Origin of the sequence: Pantoea phytobeneficialis (assembly GCF_009728735.1) — a bacterium.
In the GTDB taxonomy this organism is placed as follows: Bacteria; Pseudomonadota; Gammaproteobacteria; order Enterobacterales; family Enterobacteriaceae; genus Pantoea; species Pantoea phytobeneficialis.
In genome coordinates this window covers 275,724-290,617 of the sequence record NZ_CP024639.1, presented here as the reverse complement: position 1 = coordinate 290,617, position 14,894 = coordinate 275,724, and the positions used below count along the sequence as shown (strand labels likewise).

The following is a 14,894-nucleotide window of genomic DNA, read 5'->3' as shown; positions in this document are numbered from 1 at the left end:
TTGGTTTTCTTTTTCCCGTTGCCGGGCAACAGGCAGAGGTCGAGTTTGTTTTTACTGACATCAATACCGAGATAAATCATAAGACAGCTCCCTTTCACATGAACCATCACGCCATCTTGCCTTGTACATACGAAGTCAGAGCTTCTGGTTACCGTTCAGAGTAGATGCTGGCGTGAAAGGAGAAACGGAGGGCTTTAAGCTACGGCACAAGATCGGGTCTTAAGCGGCGCGACAAGCTGCCTCCGTTTCGTGTAACGGGTAGCTAACCAGTTACAACTTCAAGATACAAGCGGCGCGATGTATCGCGTGGGGTTAACAACACAGAAAACAGCGCGATAAATCGCGCCGCTACGCGTTATTGCAAACCAGCTTACTCTACAATTGCTGGCCTGAGACTCTCCAGCCAGGCATCCAGTCGCTCTTCGGTAAGGTCATACTGATTATCCTGGTCCAGAACCAGTCCAACGAAAGCGCCTTCTTCCAGTGACGCTGAGCGGGTGAATTCATATCCCTGATTTGGCCATTGCCCGATAAGCTGTGCGCCGCAGTTTTTCAGTGCGTCGTACAACGGGCGCATCCCGCTGACAAAGTTATCAGGGTAACCTTTCTGATCGCCCAACCCGAATAAGGCAACGGTTTTACCCGCCAGACTGGCCCCGTTAAGCTCGGCCACAAACTCCCCCCACGAGGTATTTTCACAGCCCGCATTGAGGCCAGGTAATTGACCATCGCCGAGGGTGGGTGTGCCCAGTACCAAAACCGGATAGGAAAGAAAAGTCTCCAGAGAGATGCGATTGATATTGACCGGTGCATCTGCCACCTCCCCCAACTTTTTGTGGATCATCTTAGCGATCTTGCGGGTTTTGCCCGTATCAGTGCCGAAAAAAATACCAACGTTCGCCATGCCGCCCTCCTGTGGAATAAAAGAATTACTCCTCATTGCTGTTGCGAATGCTGTGCCAGGTATCTGGCTGCACAGTTTTGCACCAGGGCGCACCAGAAGTGACGCACTCTCAGCGCGATTTCAGTGAGTTCAGGAACCTTACTGAGCGATTTTGCGCGAGATGTACGGGTAAAACCGATCTGGATCAAGGTTAAGGCGAGTCACTGCCGCATAAGGCTTACTGTTTGCATGGTTATGTGGCAGGCAACCACCGCGGCGGCCAATGTCGACAGGTGGGACAAATTGTCATAACTGCGACACAAATGAACCTGAGTTCCGGAGGATGTGATGACTGAGAATATGATGATGGATGCCGCTGAACCGCAAGCCATTGCACGAGGGCTTTCTCAGCAACATCCCGGCCTGTTTATGACCATTGTTGAAGAGGCACCCGTTGCCATCTCTTTAACTGATGCTGAAGCCCGAATTATTTACGCCAACCCGGCATTCTGCCGCCAGACGGGTTATCCGCTGGAAGAATTATTGCAACAGAACCCGCGCCTGCTTGCCAGTAAGCAAACACCGCGCATGATTTATGAGGATATGTGGCGCACCTTGCGCCTGCGTCAGCCCTGGCGCGGACAACTCATCAACCGCCGTCGTGATGGCAGTTTGTTTCTGGTCGAGATCGATATCACTCCGGTTATGAATGTCGGAGGCGAGCTGGAACACTATCTGGCAATGCAACGTGATATCAGTACAGGTTACGCGCTGGAACAACGCCTGCGTAATCAAATGACGCTGACCGAAGCAGTGCTGAATAATATCCCGGCTGCCGTTGTCGTGGTGGATGAGCAGGACCAGGTCATCATGGATAACCTGACCTACAAAACCTTATGCGCTGATTGTGGTGGCAAAGAGTTACTGACTGAGCTGGATTTTTCTTCACGGAAAAAAGCGTTCGCCGAGGGTGAAGTCATTCCCGTGATGCTGTGTGGTGCGGAGCGCTGGCTGAGGGTGACATGCTGGACACTGCCCGGCGTCAGTGAGGAAGTTAGCCGTTATTTTATTGATAACAGTCTCTCCCGCACCCTGGTGGTGATTACCGATTATACCCAGCAGCAGCAACAGCAAGAACAGGGACGACTGGATCGACTGAAACAACACATGACCACCGGCAAATTGCTGGCGGCAATTCGGGATTCACTCGATGCGGCACTGATCCAGCTAAACTGCCCGATTAATATGCTGGCAGCCGCCCGACGCCTGAATGGCGACAACAGCAACGTTGCGCTTAATTCTGCCTGGCATGAAGGTGAAGAAGCTATGGCTCGCCTGCAACGCTGCCGCCCCTCCCTGAATCTTGAACAATCTACCCTGTGGCCCCTGACCGATTTTTTGGCCGATCTGCGCGCACTCTACCACACCCGTTATCAGCAGGGAGATCGCTTACAGGTGACGCAAGACTCCCCCGAACTGGTGTGTTTTGGTCAACGAACTCAGGTACTGGCCTGCCTGAGTTTATGGCTGGATCGGACTCTGGATCTCGCCGCTGAAATCCCCCATTTTGCGCTGGAAACCCAGCTTTATGCCCATGAAGAAAATGGCTGGCTGGCCTTCTACTTATGCGACAACCTCCCGTTAAAGTATGTCCACTACACCCACACCGCAACTGCTTTAAATGCCCCAGGAAAAGGGATGGAACTACGGCTGATCCAGACCCTGGTTGCACATCATCGGGGGGCCATTGAACTCACGTCGCCGCCCGAAGGCGGGTCCTGTCTCACCCTGCGATTTCCGTTATTTGCCTCACTGACCGGAGGTGCCAAATGACTCAGCAATCGGAATCCGACAACCGGGTCTGGCGCTTTGACCTGTCTCAGCAATTTACCGCGATGCAACGTCTTAGCGTGGTGCTGAGTCGTTCAACCGATCGGCATCGGACACTCCAGGAGGTGTTGTCCGTACTGCAAAACGATGCCTTTATGCAGCATGGCATGATTTGCCTGCACGACAGTCAGCAGGGGCAACTGAATATCGAAGCACTGCCAGAAGCCGATTTGCAGCAACTGAATGATGGCCTGAAAATCCGTTATCGTGCCGGAGAAGGGCTGGTGGGCACGGTGCTGTCTCAGGGACAATCGCTGGTTTTGCCACGCCTGGCAGATGACCCGCGTTTCCTTGATCGACTGGGGTTGTACGACTACAACCTGCCGTTTATTGCGGTGCCTTTAATGGGGCCAGATGCGAGGCCGATGGGGGTTTTGGCTGCACAGCCGATGGCGCAGGCTGAATCACGCCTTCCTTCCTGCACCCGCTTTCTTGAAACCGTTGCCAATCTGGTGGCACAGACGGTACGCCTGATGTCATCACCGGCGCCGACCGTTGCGCGCCCGGCGGTGATGCCGCCAGTCAAGGGGCACAACTGCGTTCCCGCCCATAACTTTGGCTTCGAAAATATGGTGGGAAAAAGCCCCGCGATGCAGCAGACACTGGAGATTATCCGCCAGGTGTCGCGCTGGGATACCACCGTGCTGGTGCGTGGCGAAAGTGGGACGGGTAAAGAGTTGATTGCCAATGCCATTCATCACAATTCTCCGCGCTCCACTTTTCCGTTTGTGAAGTTTAACTGTGCGGCATTACCCGATACCTTGCTGGAGAGCGAGCTGTTTGGTCATGAAAAAGGGGCGTTTACCGGCGCGGTGCGGCAGCGGAAAGGACGATTCGAACTGGCTGATGGCGGCACGCTTTTTCTCGATGAGATTGGCGAGAGCAGCGCGTCTTTTCAGGCCAAACTACTTCGGATCTTGCAGGAAGGCGAAATGGAACGGGTCGGGGGGGATGAAACCCTGCGGGTCAACGTGCGAATTATTGCTGCGACCAACCGTAATCTGGAGGAAGAGGTCCGCAACGGGAATTTTCGTGAAGATCTTTATTACCGCCTGAATGTAATGCCGGTTGCGCTCCCGCCGCTACGCGAACGTCAGGACGATATCCCTGAGTTGGCACATTTTCTGGTGCGCAAAATCGGGCAAAACCAGCACCGCACCCTGCGGATCAGCGAAGGCGCAATCCGTCTGCTGCTGAGTTACAACTGGCCGGGCAATGTACGTGAGCTGGAAAACTGCCTGGAGCGTTCGGCGGTGATGTCGGATAGCGGGTTAATTGATCGTGAAGTCATTCTGTTTAACCATCGGGAAACGGTGCCAAAACCACTGCCGGTCAGCGCACCGCGAGAAGACAGCTGGCTGGATCAGAATCTCGATGAGCGCCAGCGGTTAATCGCTGCGCTGGAAAAAGCCGGATGGGTGCAGGCCAAAGCGGCCCGGTTACTGGGAATGACGCCGCGCCAGGTAGCCTACCGTATTCAGACCATGGATATCACCATGCCGCGTCTCTGACGCGAATTGTGATGATCAGCACATTGTCAGCTACAGGTGGTGATTATGACAAAACCCAGCGCGAAAAATAGAATGAAAATTGTTTTATTTCAGTTGGTTATAAAATTGGCAAACGGTACATAACTTGCAGCAGGAAGTTCAGTCGATCTTATCAAGGTAACGTTATGACTTCCTGCTCCTCTTCTGCCTGTCAGGCACCCACTCGCGAAATGCTGGATGATTTGGTCGCGGGGAAAGTGGCGTCACACCCCTGCTACTCACGCAGTGGGCACCACCGGTTTGCCCGTATGCACTTGCCGGTGGCACCCGCCTGTAACCTGCAATGCAACTACTGCAATCGCAAGTTTGATTGCAGTAACGAGTCACGGCCCGGTGTCTCCTCGACCTTGCTGACGCCGGAACAAGCTGTTGCCAAAGTCCGTCAGGTCGCGACGGCGATCCCACAATTATCAGTGGTGGGCATCGCCGGTCCGGGTGATCCGCTGGCAAATATGCATCGTACCTTTAGCACCCTCGAACGCGTGCGGGAGGCGTTTCCTGACCTGAAATTATGCCTCTCCACCAATGGTTTGATGCTGCCTGATGCGGTGGATCGTCTGGTGGCGCTTGGCGTTGACCATGTCACCGTCACCATTAACACCCTTGATCCCGACATCGCCGCGCAAATTTATGCCTGGCTGTGGCTGGAGGGGGAGCGTTACAGCGGGCGTGAAGCGGGTGAGATTCTGGTTGCCCGTCAACTGGAAGGCGTACGTCGGCTCACCGCGAAGGGCGTATTAGTGAAAATTAACTCGGTGTTGATTCCGGGAATTAACGATCAGGCGTTACCCGATGTCAGTCAGTTGCTGCAAGCCAGCGGTGCGTTTATCCATAACATCATGCCGCTGATTGCCCGACCTGAACATGGCACGGTGTTTGGCCTGAACGGACAAGCGGAACCTGATGCCGCCATGATCGCGGCAGTCAGGCAGCGCTGTGGTGAGATCATGCCGCAGATGACCCACTGTCATCAGTGCCGCGCGGATGCGATTGGTATGCTGGGGGAAGATCGTAGCCAACAGTTTGCCCGGATACCGGAACCTGAGCCGTCACCACAACCCTGGTTGCCGGTACTGTTCCAGCGTGCCAGGCTGCACGCCAGTATTGCGACCCAGGGGGAATCGGATGATGAAGACGCTTGCCTGGTGGCCGTGGCATCGCAACGTGGGGATGTGATTGACAGCCATTTTGGTCATGCCGACCGTTTTTATATTTACAGTCTCTCTGCCGCAGGTGTGGTGCTGGTGAATCAGCGTTTCACACCTAAATATTGTCACGGTAACGACAATTGCGACACCGAACAGGACAATGAAGAGCGGATGACGGCGATTTTTGATCTACTCGCCGATGTACAAGCGGTGTTCTGCGTACGTATGGGTTATACGCCCTGGCAAAAACTGGAAGCGCTCGGTATTCAGCCTTGTGTCGACGATGCCTGGCAGCCTGTAACGGCAGCATTGACTCGCTGGTGGCAAGATTATCGAACCCGAATAGCCTCCTCAGACAGACGAAATAAGGGGGTTGCATGACGCCTCAGCATCGCTGGCTACACCGGTTAATGTCTCTCTATGCTCAGGGCTGCGGCAGCTATGCCCTGATGATGGGGCTTTCACCGCAGCAATGGACACGGTTGCCCTATCCTGCCCGGCAACGGCTCGTTTCAGAGGATGCGCTGAGGCGTCATCAACTGATGAGTGAACTGATGGCGACACGCCGGGATGAGCAGCAACAACTGGCGTTATGGCTGGCAGAGTACATGCATCCTGACGCTGATCCGATGCATTGCATTGTTGCCAGCGTTGCGCTGGCGTTTAACCATCTCTGGGAAGACCTCGGCCTGAGTTCCCGCGCGGAATTACGCCAACTAATGAGTGACTGCTTTCCTGAGTTGGTGGTGATGAATGATAAAAATATGCGCTGGAAAAAGTTTTTCTATCGCCAGCGCTGTCTACATGCCGAAGGTGAATTGATCTGTCGTTCACCGAGTTGTGATGCATGTTGTGAACGGGGCGTTTGTTTTGATATGGCATGACTTTTGGCGGCACTATCCAATATTTTTGCCGGCATGATTACGTCTCTGTCTTACATTGCTGAATTATCGTCAGCCAACAGCATGTTTTATCTTTTCGTTACGGCATGAATGACAGTCATGCCCAATGCGTTGCTTCGTTTAGTGATGGTAATAACGTTGCCGCCATACACATTACCTGCCGGATAACACACTTTGATTTTTTCTTCCAAATCAGGATCGTACAGGCGAGCACCTGAACAGCTATGGCGTCCAGCGGAATCATATTCATAAGGGGCGGAGTAAGTGCTGACCTGTCCTGGTAGTAACCACGTCAGTGTGGTGAGCAGCAAATAACTGAACATGCAAAGGAGAAGAACCACACCGGAATACAATTTAATATAATCCTTGGCGGTATGTGGTTTGGCACCTTTTCCCCATTTAATTAGCGCAAAGAGCAATGGCACAGCGAATAATAAACTGGCTAACAGCATGTTCCTGATAGTCAATGGTCTCAGGAACGTCTCCCGATCAATCTCATATTGCCAGGTGAAAAAGCCAAAGATGCATCCCAACACCATGAGTGTGATGGAAAATAATTTAGGATATGAGGATGTCATCATTTTTTGCTACCTTCCGTGGTCATATTCGTCGCTTTACCATACAAATCGTGCTATCAGGCAGGAGGATTTATCGAGCGGGTCCAGAGAACATCGGTTCGCCACCCCTCCATGAATCCCATTTTTTCCCATGTCACGCAATCAGGACGTTGTGCCATGAGGTTGTCCAGCTGTTCTTTCAGCCCATCACTCCACGATACCTGGTCGGAGAGATATTTGAGTATGGCCAGACGGCAGTAGAGGGTGTTCTTACGTGAAAAGTGGTGCTCATATCCCTTCATATGCATCGGCGCGAAAACCTGAAAATGGCGGTTCCATATACGGTTATGATGAGCACAGAGGTTACGCAGGTGTGACAATGTATGAAACCACGAGCCCAAAACTTCATTGCTGTTCAGACTGAACATGCGCGCGATTTCACGTTGATCTCTGACGGATAATCCCGCATAAGCACTGGACCAGCTGCCAAACGTCATAACCTCCGTTACCATCCAGGAGGGGGGGTACACAGGTGTCGAGTAAGTATCACTGTAGTGCTGAATGAAGACTTCTTTGGCGCTGGAAATCTGCTTAAAAAACGCATCATAATCAAATTCTGGTCTCAGGATGGCAAGATTCATGAACCAGTGTGGTCCGTATCTACCAGACATATGTTCTGACAGGCAGGTACGCAAAGCCACTTCAACCTTCTGGATTTGTTCAAGAATAATCAGCCGTAGACGGCGATCGAATTCATAGAGGCTGATCACCTGCTCAATCGTGGTGTCAGGCAAGAAGTGTTTCGGTTCAACCGGTTGCGGCACACGTTCGTCCGTCATTCGGTAGTAGGGATAGAAATAACCGCGCAGGCGGTAGTAACCAATAAACCGGAGCGCATTCTCAGCAACCGCGTGATCCTGGATAATTAACCCACGCTCCCTGAGCTTGCTGATTAGCTCGTCTGGGCTGTTTGTCGGTTTCGTATAAGGTACTTTACTATGTTCAGCTTTCCTTGCCAAAAATCCTCCCTTTACCCACAAATATACAGACAAAAAAAAACCCGCCAGTTTGCGCATGATTTCTAATAGAAACCCTAGGCGAGGCAGGTGTTGTTAAGGATAACTTACCAGTACTTGATGATTGCGTCAATCACTGGTCGGCTCATCACGCCATACCAATGGTACTCCAACAAACGTGTGGGTACAGCATCGGCATGTCACGGGAATATCCTCTGCTGTAATGTGCGGATTAACCTGTTGAAGGATTCTGTTCTCGTCTACATAGAGACCCGGAAAAAAGGCGAAATCCCCACACCGGACATAGTCCCGCTGTTGATGCTCATGCAACGCCACCATCCAGAAAATGGGATCGGGCCTGTCGAGTCGGCTGTTGGCTTCACTGAAAACATCATCCCACTGTTGACCCACTTTACTCATCAGAAAGTTAAACAATGGCGTGTAGTCCAGGCCACGTTGCTGTTTACCGCGCATAGATTCGCGTTGGGGTAACAGATCATCTGCAAGCTTTTTCCTGTGTCTGCCATGACGGTATTCCGCACCGGGATTGTTCGAATGATGGCGCGTCGTGGTATTGACTCTGCGGTAGAGTTTTTTGGCGTGATTGTCGTGCAATGTCATTCCTTTCAATGTCGCTAACGTGTTAATGCCGAACTGAAGTTGACACAACGAGTTTTCCTCCCTCAACCAACGGCAGCGTCACCATTACCGTCAGTCCCCCGCCTGCCCGCTGGCTGACGCTGAGATCCCCGCCATGTTGCTGGGCAATCTGGCGTGCGATAGCCAATCCCAGGCCCGAACCGTTGTGCCGGGCTGCCGCGCCTTTACCCCGGTGGAATGGTTTAGTAATCAGCAACAATTCTTCCTCTGTAACGCCGGGACCACGATCCTGTACCGCAATCTTTGCGACATCACCTTCCCGCCAACTGGCAACTTCAAGTCCGGTCCGACCATATTTGGCGGCGTTTTGCATCAGGTTTGTCAGCAGGCGCATCATGCTGACGGGACGAAAATAGCACACCGGGAGCGGCGTCAGGGACAGGGTAAAGTGTTGGCCCAGACCGGTAAAATCATAATTCAGTTCGGTAATCATCTGATTAATGTCACCAGGCTGACTCAGCTCAGTGGCGCTGCCGCGGGCATAATCAATGAATTGCTGGAGAATAGTATCCACATCCTCGAAGTACCGGCCAACATCATCCGGGTTAGCGCTTCCCTGCCCGCCGATTGCCATCGCCAGCCGCAATTTGGTCAGCGGAGTGCGCAGGTCGTGAGATATTCCGGCCAGCATCTGCGCGCGGGCATTTTCCATCTCGGCCAGACCATCCAGCATGCGGTTAAATGTCAGGCTGACCGTCCTGATTTCGCTCGGTCCTTCCGGCGATAACGGGCGCGGCCATCCTCCCTTCCCTACATCAGTGGCAGCCTGCGCCAGAGAGGTCAGCGGGCGGTTGATGCGCCGTTGCAGGCCATAGGCCGTCAGCAATGCCAGCAGGGCCAGCCCCACTGACAGCAGAATCGCACTGATCAGGCTGGAAAGGTGGTTCGACGGTTCAACCGCCAGCGCCACCCAATATGGCTGATCGGCGATCTGTACCTCCACCCATAATTTTTTTTCGGGGGCCTGTTCCCAGCGCAGCGGTATGCCGGGCGGAAGTTGCTGGTGCAGGCTATCAAGAAAGACTTTGAGATAATAACGGCGATAGAAACCCGCCAGCCCCAGCGTGGGGATTTCGATCAGATGAGCCGGTGGTTGAATGACGCCCCCCACCGCCTGGGCATAACGATCGCGATCCGTGGCCGGTACCGTTGCCAGCAGCTTATCGAGCATGATGATCTGCGAGGCAATGAGCGAGGCGGCATCATTCACTCTGGGCTTCTGGATAAAAACCAGAAACACCGTGAACGTGGTGATTTGCGTCAACGTCACCAGCAAAATCAGCAGGACACTGTTGCGTGCCAGCAGTGAGCGGGGCCAGAATTTTTTCACGTTTCGCTATCTACGATAAGCATGTAACCCATCCCCCACACGGTCTTCAACCAGCGAGGTTCGGAAGGCTGCGCCTCAAGTTGCTGGCGCAGGCGTAACATCTGCACATCAACACTTCTGTCCAGCGCTGCATATTCGCGTCCTCTGGCGCGGCTCAGCAGGTTCTCGCGGCTGACGGGCCGGTTAGGTGTGGTGGCCAGCGCAATCAGTAAATTCATTTCGGCAGAATTCAACGCCAGCAACTGATCTTCGCGGTACAGCGTCTGCCGCGTGATATCAAGACGGTAAGGGCCAAAGCAGACCGCCCCCGAACCTGCGGGTGTTTCACCCTGCTGCAACGCCTGACGCCGGAAGATCGCTTTGATGCGTGCCACCAACTCCTGCGGCAGAAAAGGCTTGGCGAGATAGTCATCAGCACCGGTTTCCAGACCGATCACCCGATCTACCGGATCGCCGCGCGCCGTTAGCATCAGAATGGGCAACGTGAAGTTTGCTGCCCGCAGGCGGCGGCAAACGGACAGGCCATCTTCCGGTTCCATCATCAGGTCAAGCACCAGCAGATCAAAGGGTTCACGTTGCAAAAGGCGGTCGAGTCGGGCGCCATTTTCCGCCGTCCTGACGTCAAATCCCTGATCGCGTAAATAGCGTTGCAGCATGCTGCGCAGTTCATTTTCATCGTCAAGGACCAGTATTTTCTTTGCCTTATGCTCGGTTTTCGCGTCACTCATAGGTCATTCACCCCTGATGAACAGGCTTCCGGCGCGCTTGCCAGGCCTCTTGTGCACGTTGCAAAACGACATAAAAACAAGGGACCAACAGGATGGCAAGCAACGTCGCTGACACCATCCCGGAAAAAACGGTAATCCCCAGCGATTTTCTGGCACTGGCGCTGGCGGCGCTGGAGAATATCAGCGGTATAACGCCCAGCGTAAAGGCCAGCGAGGTCATAATAATCGGGCGGAAACGCGTCCTGGCTGCCGTCAGTGCCGCATCGATGATGCTGCTACCGGCCAGACGTTGCTGGCGGGCATATTCGACAATCAGGATCGCATTTTTCGCAGCAAGTCCGGCCAGCAGCAGCACGCCAATCTGCGTATACAGATTGTTAGCGATATTCAGCGCTAACAATGTGATCGCCGTACCTGATAATGCAAGCGGGACACCGAGGATCACGCTGACGGGCAACCAGTAGCTTTCATATTGTGCAGCCAGCACCAGATAAACCAGCAGCAGTGACATGGCGAATGCAAGATAGATACGGTTCCCGGCGACGTTTTCCTGATACGACATATCGGTCCACGACAGGCTGATATCCGGCGGCAGTGTGGCTTTTGCCAGCGCGCTCACTGCCTGCATTGCCGCACCGGTACTGTAACCCTGAGCGGGCATACCATTGAGGGTGGCCGACGGATTAAGATTATATAAAGAAGCCACCGCTGGCCCTTCTGTCGGGGTGAAACTGACAAGGGTTGCCAGCGAAACCGGCTCGCCGCTGGCATTTTTTACCGTCAGGGCGGAGATTTGTTGTTGCAGGCGGCGCTGGTCAGACTGCGCCTGAACGTACACTTTCACGCTATGGTTTTCACGGGTGATTTGATTGACATAGCTGGCCCCGAGATATTGTTGCATGGCATCGAAGACATCACCCGGTGAGACGCCCATCGCTGCCGCGCGCGTTCTGTCCAGCGTGACATTGATCTGCGGTACGTTCGAACGCAGTGTACTAAACATCCGCGACACTTGTGGCAGTGCCATCGCCTGCCGGACAAAATTGTCACTTACCTGCTGCAAATGCTGATAGTCACGTTGTCCGTTAGTTTCGCTCAGCACCATCTGCATACCGCCCCCGTTACCTACGCCCTGAATCGGCGGCGGCACAATCACCAGCGCATTGGTATCGGGAATTTTCGCCAGTTGTTTATTCAGGTTGCTGTAGATAGAACGCAGATCCTGGTGTCTGCCACGCTGATTCCACGGTTTCAGGGTGACGTAAATCAGTGCCGCGTTGGACAAGGACGCATTGTTGTCGAGCGGTGAAAGTCCGCCAATCACGACGGCATGATCCACCCCCGGTTGCTGCCCCAGCACCAGCTCTACCCGCTGGGTCACGCTGGCGGTTTGTTCCAGCGAGGCGGCGTCCGGCAGTTGCAGCGACACCAGAAGATAGCCCTGGTCTTCCAGCGGAATAAATCCGGTCGGGATGCTGAAAAAGGCCGCCAGTGTCAGCGCGATGACCAGCAGACCGCCGATAAACGCCACTTTGCTGTGGCGGATCAAGCGGCGAATGCCGTTGAGATAGGCGTTTTCCAGCCACGCGAACACCTGATTGAACTTGCGGTAAATCCAGGGTTTGCTGCCACTGTTAGCGGGTCGCAGCCACTGCGCGCTTTGTACCGGTTTTAACGTCAGGGCATTGAGGGCGCTGAGTAAGGTGGTCACGGCGATCACCAGCGCAAACTGACGATACATCTGGCCGCTGAGGCCGGGTAAGAAACTGGCCGGAAGATACACGGCGACCAGCACCAGCGTGATGGAAATGATCGGCGGCAGCAGTTGACGCATGGCACGTAGCGTCGCCTCGCGGGGTGCATATCCCTGTTCGATATGATGACTCACCCCTTCGACCACCACGATTGCATCATCAATAACGATACCAATCGCCAGCACGATGGCAAAAAGCGTCAGTAGATTGATGGAAAACCCCATCAGATAGATGGCACCGAATGTTCCGATAAGGGTGACTGGCACGGTGGTGGCAGGCACCAGCACGGCACGCCAGTTTTGTAAGAAAACCACGATCACCAGTAACACCAACAGCCCGGCAATCAGCAGCGTGCTGTAGACATCATTGACCGAACTCTTGATAAAGGTGGTGGTGTCAAAAGGCAGCGCATAATGCATGCCTGCTGGCATCCGGGCAGACAATTTCTGCATCTCCGCCGCAACCGCGTTGCCAACCTCCAGCGCGTTAGCATCCGGGAGTTGCGAAATGGCAATCCCTGCCGCAGGTTTACCGTCCATCGTGAAAAACTGCGCATAGCTGGATGAACCCAGCTCGGCATGGCCCACATCCTGTAAACGTACCAGTCTGCCGCCGTCCTGGGTGCTGCTTTTGATAACGATCTGATTAAACTGGCTGGCATCGCTCAGCAGGCCATTGACGTTAAGCGTCAGCTGCATCTGTTGACCATTGTTAGCGGGTGGCGCGCCCAGTTGCCCGGCGCTGACGCTGCGGTTTTGCGCTTTGATGGCGTTAATTACGTCATCCGGCACCAGGCCATATTGCTGCATACGCGCGGCATCCAGCCAGATGCGAATACTGTAATCTCCGGTACCGAAGACCGTGACATCCCCCACGCCGGGGATCCGCGCGAGTGAGTCGCGCAAATGGTTGGTGGCATAGTTGCTTAAAAACAACGTGCCCTGGTTTGGGTCAGAAGATTGCAGGCTGTACAACTGCAAAATTGCCGTCGACCTTTTACGTACCGTCACCCCCTGCTGCTGCACCGCATCCGGTAACTGGGAAAGCGCCGCCTGAACACGGTTCTGCACCAGGATCTGTGCCTGATTGCTGTCGGTGCCGATGGCAAAGGTGATATTCAGGGTGTAGGTGCCATCATTGCCGGTGGTCGATTTCATATACAGCATGTTCTCGACCCCATTTACCTGCTGCTCGATAGGGAACGCCACCTGATCCTGCAAGGTTTGCGCGTTCGCACCGGGATAGTGGGTCACCACCTGAACAACTGGCGGTGTAATGGCGGGATATTGCGTTACCGGCAACGCCCTCAAAGCCACAGCGCCGAGGATCAGGATGATCAATGACAGTACGTTGGCAAAAACCGGCCGGTCAAGAAAGAACTTAATCATGCTGGCTTTGCGCCTCGTTGCTGACGTTGACTTTTTTGCCGACCAGATCCGGGCGAGCATAGGTCAGGACGCGTTGTGTGGTGTCATTTGCACTGAGCAAAATGACATGTTCATCACTGCCGGGAGCGGTGTTAATCCTGAGCTGGCTGACCGTGCCATCCGGGGACACCGGGAAAATGCTGCCGTCCTTCACGGCCGTCACCGGGAGCTGCCACGGGCTGTCCGGCGTTGCCGCATGCAGAGTGACCTGGACAAACATGCCCGGCAGCAGGTTAACCGGCGGCTGGTTCAGGGTCGCGCGCAGGGTGATATTGCCGCTGGCGCTGTCGAGCTGGTTATCGACAAAATCGATGGTGGTATGCAGCGGCTCATTCAGACCAGGAACCTGGATATCCACCGGCTGATGTTCCACCGCATCGCTGCGTGCCGCGATAATGCCGAAACGTGTCGCGTCTGACTGGTTCAGGCTGAAAGTGACATACAGCGGGTCGATTTTATTCAGCGTGGCTAACACGGTGTTACCGCTGCTGCCGACCAGATTACCCACATCGACAGTGCGTCGCCCGATGCGCCCGGTAAACGGGGCGGTAATCCGCGTATAGCCGAGGTTAATTTGCGCAATGTCCCGTTGCGCCTGTGCCTGATCGCGGGCCGTCTGTGCGTTTTGCAAGTCTGACAGAGAAATAACATGTGACGGATAGAGCGCCTGGTCCCGGTCCGTTGCACGCTGATTATTCACCAGCGTGGCCTGGTCCGAATTAAGCTGCGCCTGCAAGGTGGAAGAGTCCAGGGTGAACAACACCTGACCAGCATGAACGATATCGCCGTCCCTGAAGTTAACAGATTGCAGCGTCGCGGCGACACGCGCCACAATCTGTACCTGCTCAGAAGCACTCAGCGTGCCCGTGACGGTGATTGACGGATCAAACGTGAGTTTTTGCGGCACACTCACCGACACGGCGGGAACGGGTTGCGGGTGAGCGTTTTGCTGTGGCTTGCACCCCGCCAGTGCACAGCCCGCCATCACCAGCAGCCCGAATCGGCATGCCACACTAAGTATCTTCATGGATAGCACGTTCATCAGCCAG

The 14,894-nt window shown here is 54.2% G+C and carries 12 protein-coding genes; 4 read left to right on the top strand and 8 right to left on the bottom strand.

Annotation, left to right across the window (positions count from 1 at the left end):
• Positions 1-370: 370 nt before the first annotated feature.
• Positions 371-904 (bottom strand): flavodoxin, encoded by a 534-nt coding sequence (locus CTZ24_RS25370; RefSeq protein WP_208726970.1) that lies wholly within the window; start codon positions 902-904, stop codon positions 371-373.
• Positions 905-1,231: 327 nt separating this feature from the next.
• On the opposite strand from CTZ24_RS25370, the gene nifL reads away from it, so the two are divergent.
• The 4 genes from nifL to CTZ24_RS25350 all read left to right on the top strand — a co-directional run bounded on the left by nifL (position 1,232) and on the right by CTZ24_RS25350 (position 6,355).
• On the top strand, positions 1,232-2,716 hold the full coding sequence (nifL, locus tag CTZ24_RS25365; protein ID WP_208726969.1) for a nitrogen fixation negative regulator NifL: 1,485 nt from the start codon (positions 1,232-1,234) through the stop codon (positions 2,714-2,716).
• Complete coding sequence (gene nifA, locus CTZ24_RS25360; RefSeq protein WP_208726968.1) at positions 2,713-4,284, top strand: nif-specific transcriptional activator NifA; 1,572 nt, start codon at positions 2,713-2,715, stop codon at positions 4,282-4,284. Before nifL ends, nifA begins: the two co-directional genes overlap by 4 nt.
• Before the next feature lie 164 nt (positions 4,285-4,448).
• The gene (nifB, locus tag CTZ24_RS25355) at positions 4,449-5,852 is read left to right on the top strand and encodes a nitrogenase cofactor biosynthesis protein NifB (protein ID WP_208726967.1); all 1,404 of its coding nucleotides are present in this window, start codon (positions 4,449-4,451) and stop codon (positions 5,850-5,852) included.
• A complete protein-coding gene (locus CTZ24_RS25350; protein WP_208726966.1) occupies positions 5,849-6,355 on the top strand; it encodes a nitrogen fixation protein NifQ in 507 nt (168 codons plus the stop codon). Before nifB ends, CTZ24_RS25350 begins: the two co-directional genes overlap by 4 nt.
• Before the next feature lie 86 nt (positions 6,356-6,441).
• Here the strand turns inward: CTZ24_RS25350 and CTZ24_RS25345 are convergent, their stop codons facing one another.
• From CTZ24_RS25345 to CTZ24_RS25315, 7 genes are all read right to left on the bottom strand, one after another.
• The gene (locus CTZ24_RS25345) at positions 6,442-6,954 is read right to left on the bottom strand and encodes a hypothetical protein (protein ID WP_208726965.1); all 513 of its coding nucleotides are present in this window, start codon (positions 6,952-6,954) and stop codon (positions 6,442-6,444) included.
• A gap of 53 nt (positions 6,955-7,007) precedes the next feature.
• Positions 7,008-8,006, bottom strand: a complete 999-nt coding sequence (locus CTZ24_RS25340; RefSeq protein WP_208726964.1) for an Abi family protein — start codon at positions 8,004-8,006, stop codon at positions 7,008-7,010.
• Between the two features lie 69 nt (positions 8,007-8,075).
• Positions 8,076-8,567, bottom strand: coding sequence for a hypothetical protein (locus CTZ24_RS25335; protein ID WP_208727106.1), 492 nt, complete (start codon positions 8,565-8,567; stop codon positions 8,076-8,078).
• A gap of 22 nt (positions 8,568-8,589) precedes the next feature.
• Entirely contained in the window at positions 8,590-9,936 is a 1,347-nt protein-coding gene (locus tag CTZ24_RS25330) for an ATP-binding protein (RefSeq protein ID WP_208726963.1), read from the bottom strand.
• On the bottom strand, positions 9,933-10,664 hold the full coding sequence (locus tag CTZ24_RS25325; RefSeq protein ID WP_021183968.1) for a response regulator: 732 nt from the start codon (positions 10,662-10,664) through the stop codon (positions 9,933-9,935). Before CTZ24_RS25325 ends, CTZ24_RS25330 begins: the two co-directional genes overlap by 4 nt.
• Positions 10,665-10,671: 7 nt before the next feature.
• Positions 10,672-13,806 (bottom strand): efflux RND transporter permease subunit, encoded by a 3,135-nt coding sequence (locus tag CTZ24_RS25320; RefSeq protein ID WP_208726962.1) that lies wholly within the window; start codon positions 13,804-13,806, stop codon positions 10,672-10,674.
• A complete protein-coding gene (locus tag CTZ24_RS25315; protein WP_208726961.1) occupies positions 13,799-14,872 on the bottom strand; it encodes an efflux RND transporter periplasmic adaptor subunit in 1,074 nt (357 codons plus the stop codon). Before CTZ24_RS25315 ends, CTZ24_RS25320 begins: the two co-directional genes overlap by 8 nt.
• Positions 14,873-14,894 lie beyond the last annotated feature (22 nt).

Bases quoted from the DNA above. Each gene is read 5' to 3' on its own strand.
- CTZ24_RS25370 (WP_208726970.1), bottom strand. From the start codon at position 904: ATGGCGAACGTTGGTATTTTTTTCGGCACTGATACGGGCAAAACCCGC.
- nifL (WP_208726969.1), top strand. From the start codon at position 1,232: ATGACTGAGAATATGATGATGGATGCCGCTGAACCGCAAGCCATTGCA.
- nifA (WP_208726968.1), top strand. From the start codon at position 2,713: ATGACTCAGCAATCGGAATCCGACAACCGGGTCTGGCGCTTTGACCTG.
- nifB (WP_208726967.1), top strand. From the start codon at position 4,449: ATGACTTCCTGCTCCTCTTCTGCCTGTCAGGCACCCACTCGCGAAATG.
- CTZ24_RS25350 (WP_208726966.1), top strand. From the start codon at position 5,849: ATGACGCCTCAGCATCGCTGGCTACACCGGTTAATGTCTCTCTATGCT.
- CTZ24_RS25345 (WP_208726965.1), bottom strand. From the start codon at position 6,954: ATGATGACATCCTCATATCCTAAATTATTTTCCATCACACTCATGGTG.
- CTZ24_RS25340 (WP_208726964.1), bottom strand. From the start codon at position 8,006: ATGCGCAAACTGGCGGGTTTTTTTTTGTCTGTATATTTGTGGGTAAAG.
- CTZ24_RS25335 (WP_208727106.1), bottom strand. From the start codon at position 8,567: ATGACATTGCACGACAATCACGCCAAAAAACTCTACCGCAGAGTCAAT.
- CTZ24_RS25325 (WP_021183968.1), bottom strand. From the start codon at position 10,664: ATGAGTGACGCGAAAACCGAGCATAAGGCAAAGAAAATACTGGTCCTT.
- CTZ24_RS25320 (WP_208726962.1), bottom strand. From the start codon at position 13,806: ATGATTAAGTTCTTTCTTGACCGGCCGGTTTTTGCCAACGTACTGTCA.
- CTZ24_RS25315 (WP_208726961.1), bottom strand. From the start codon at position 14,872: ATGAAGATACTTAGTGTGGCATGCCGATTCGGGCTGCTGGTGATGGCG.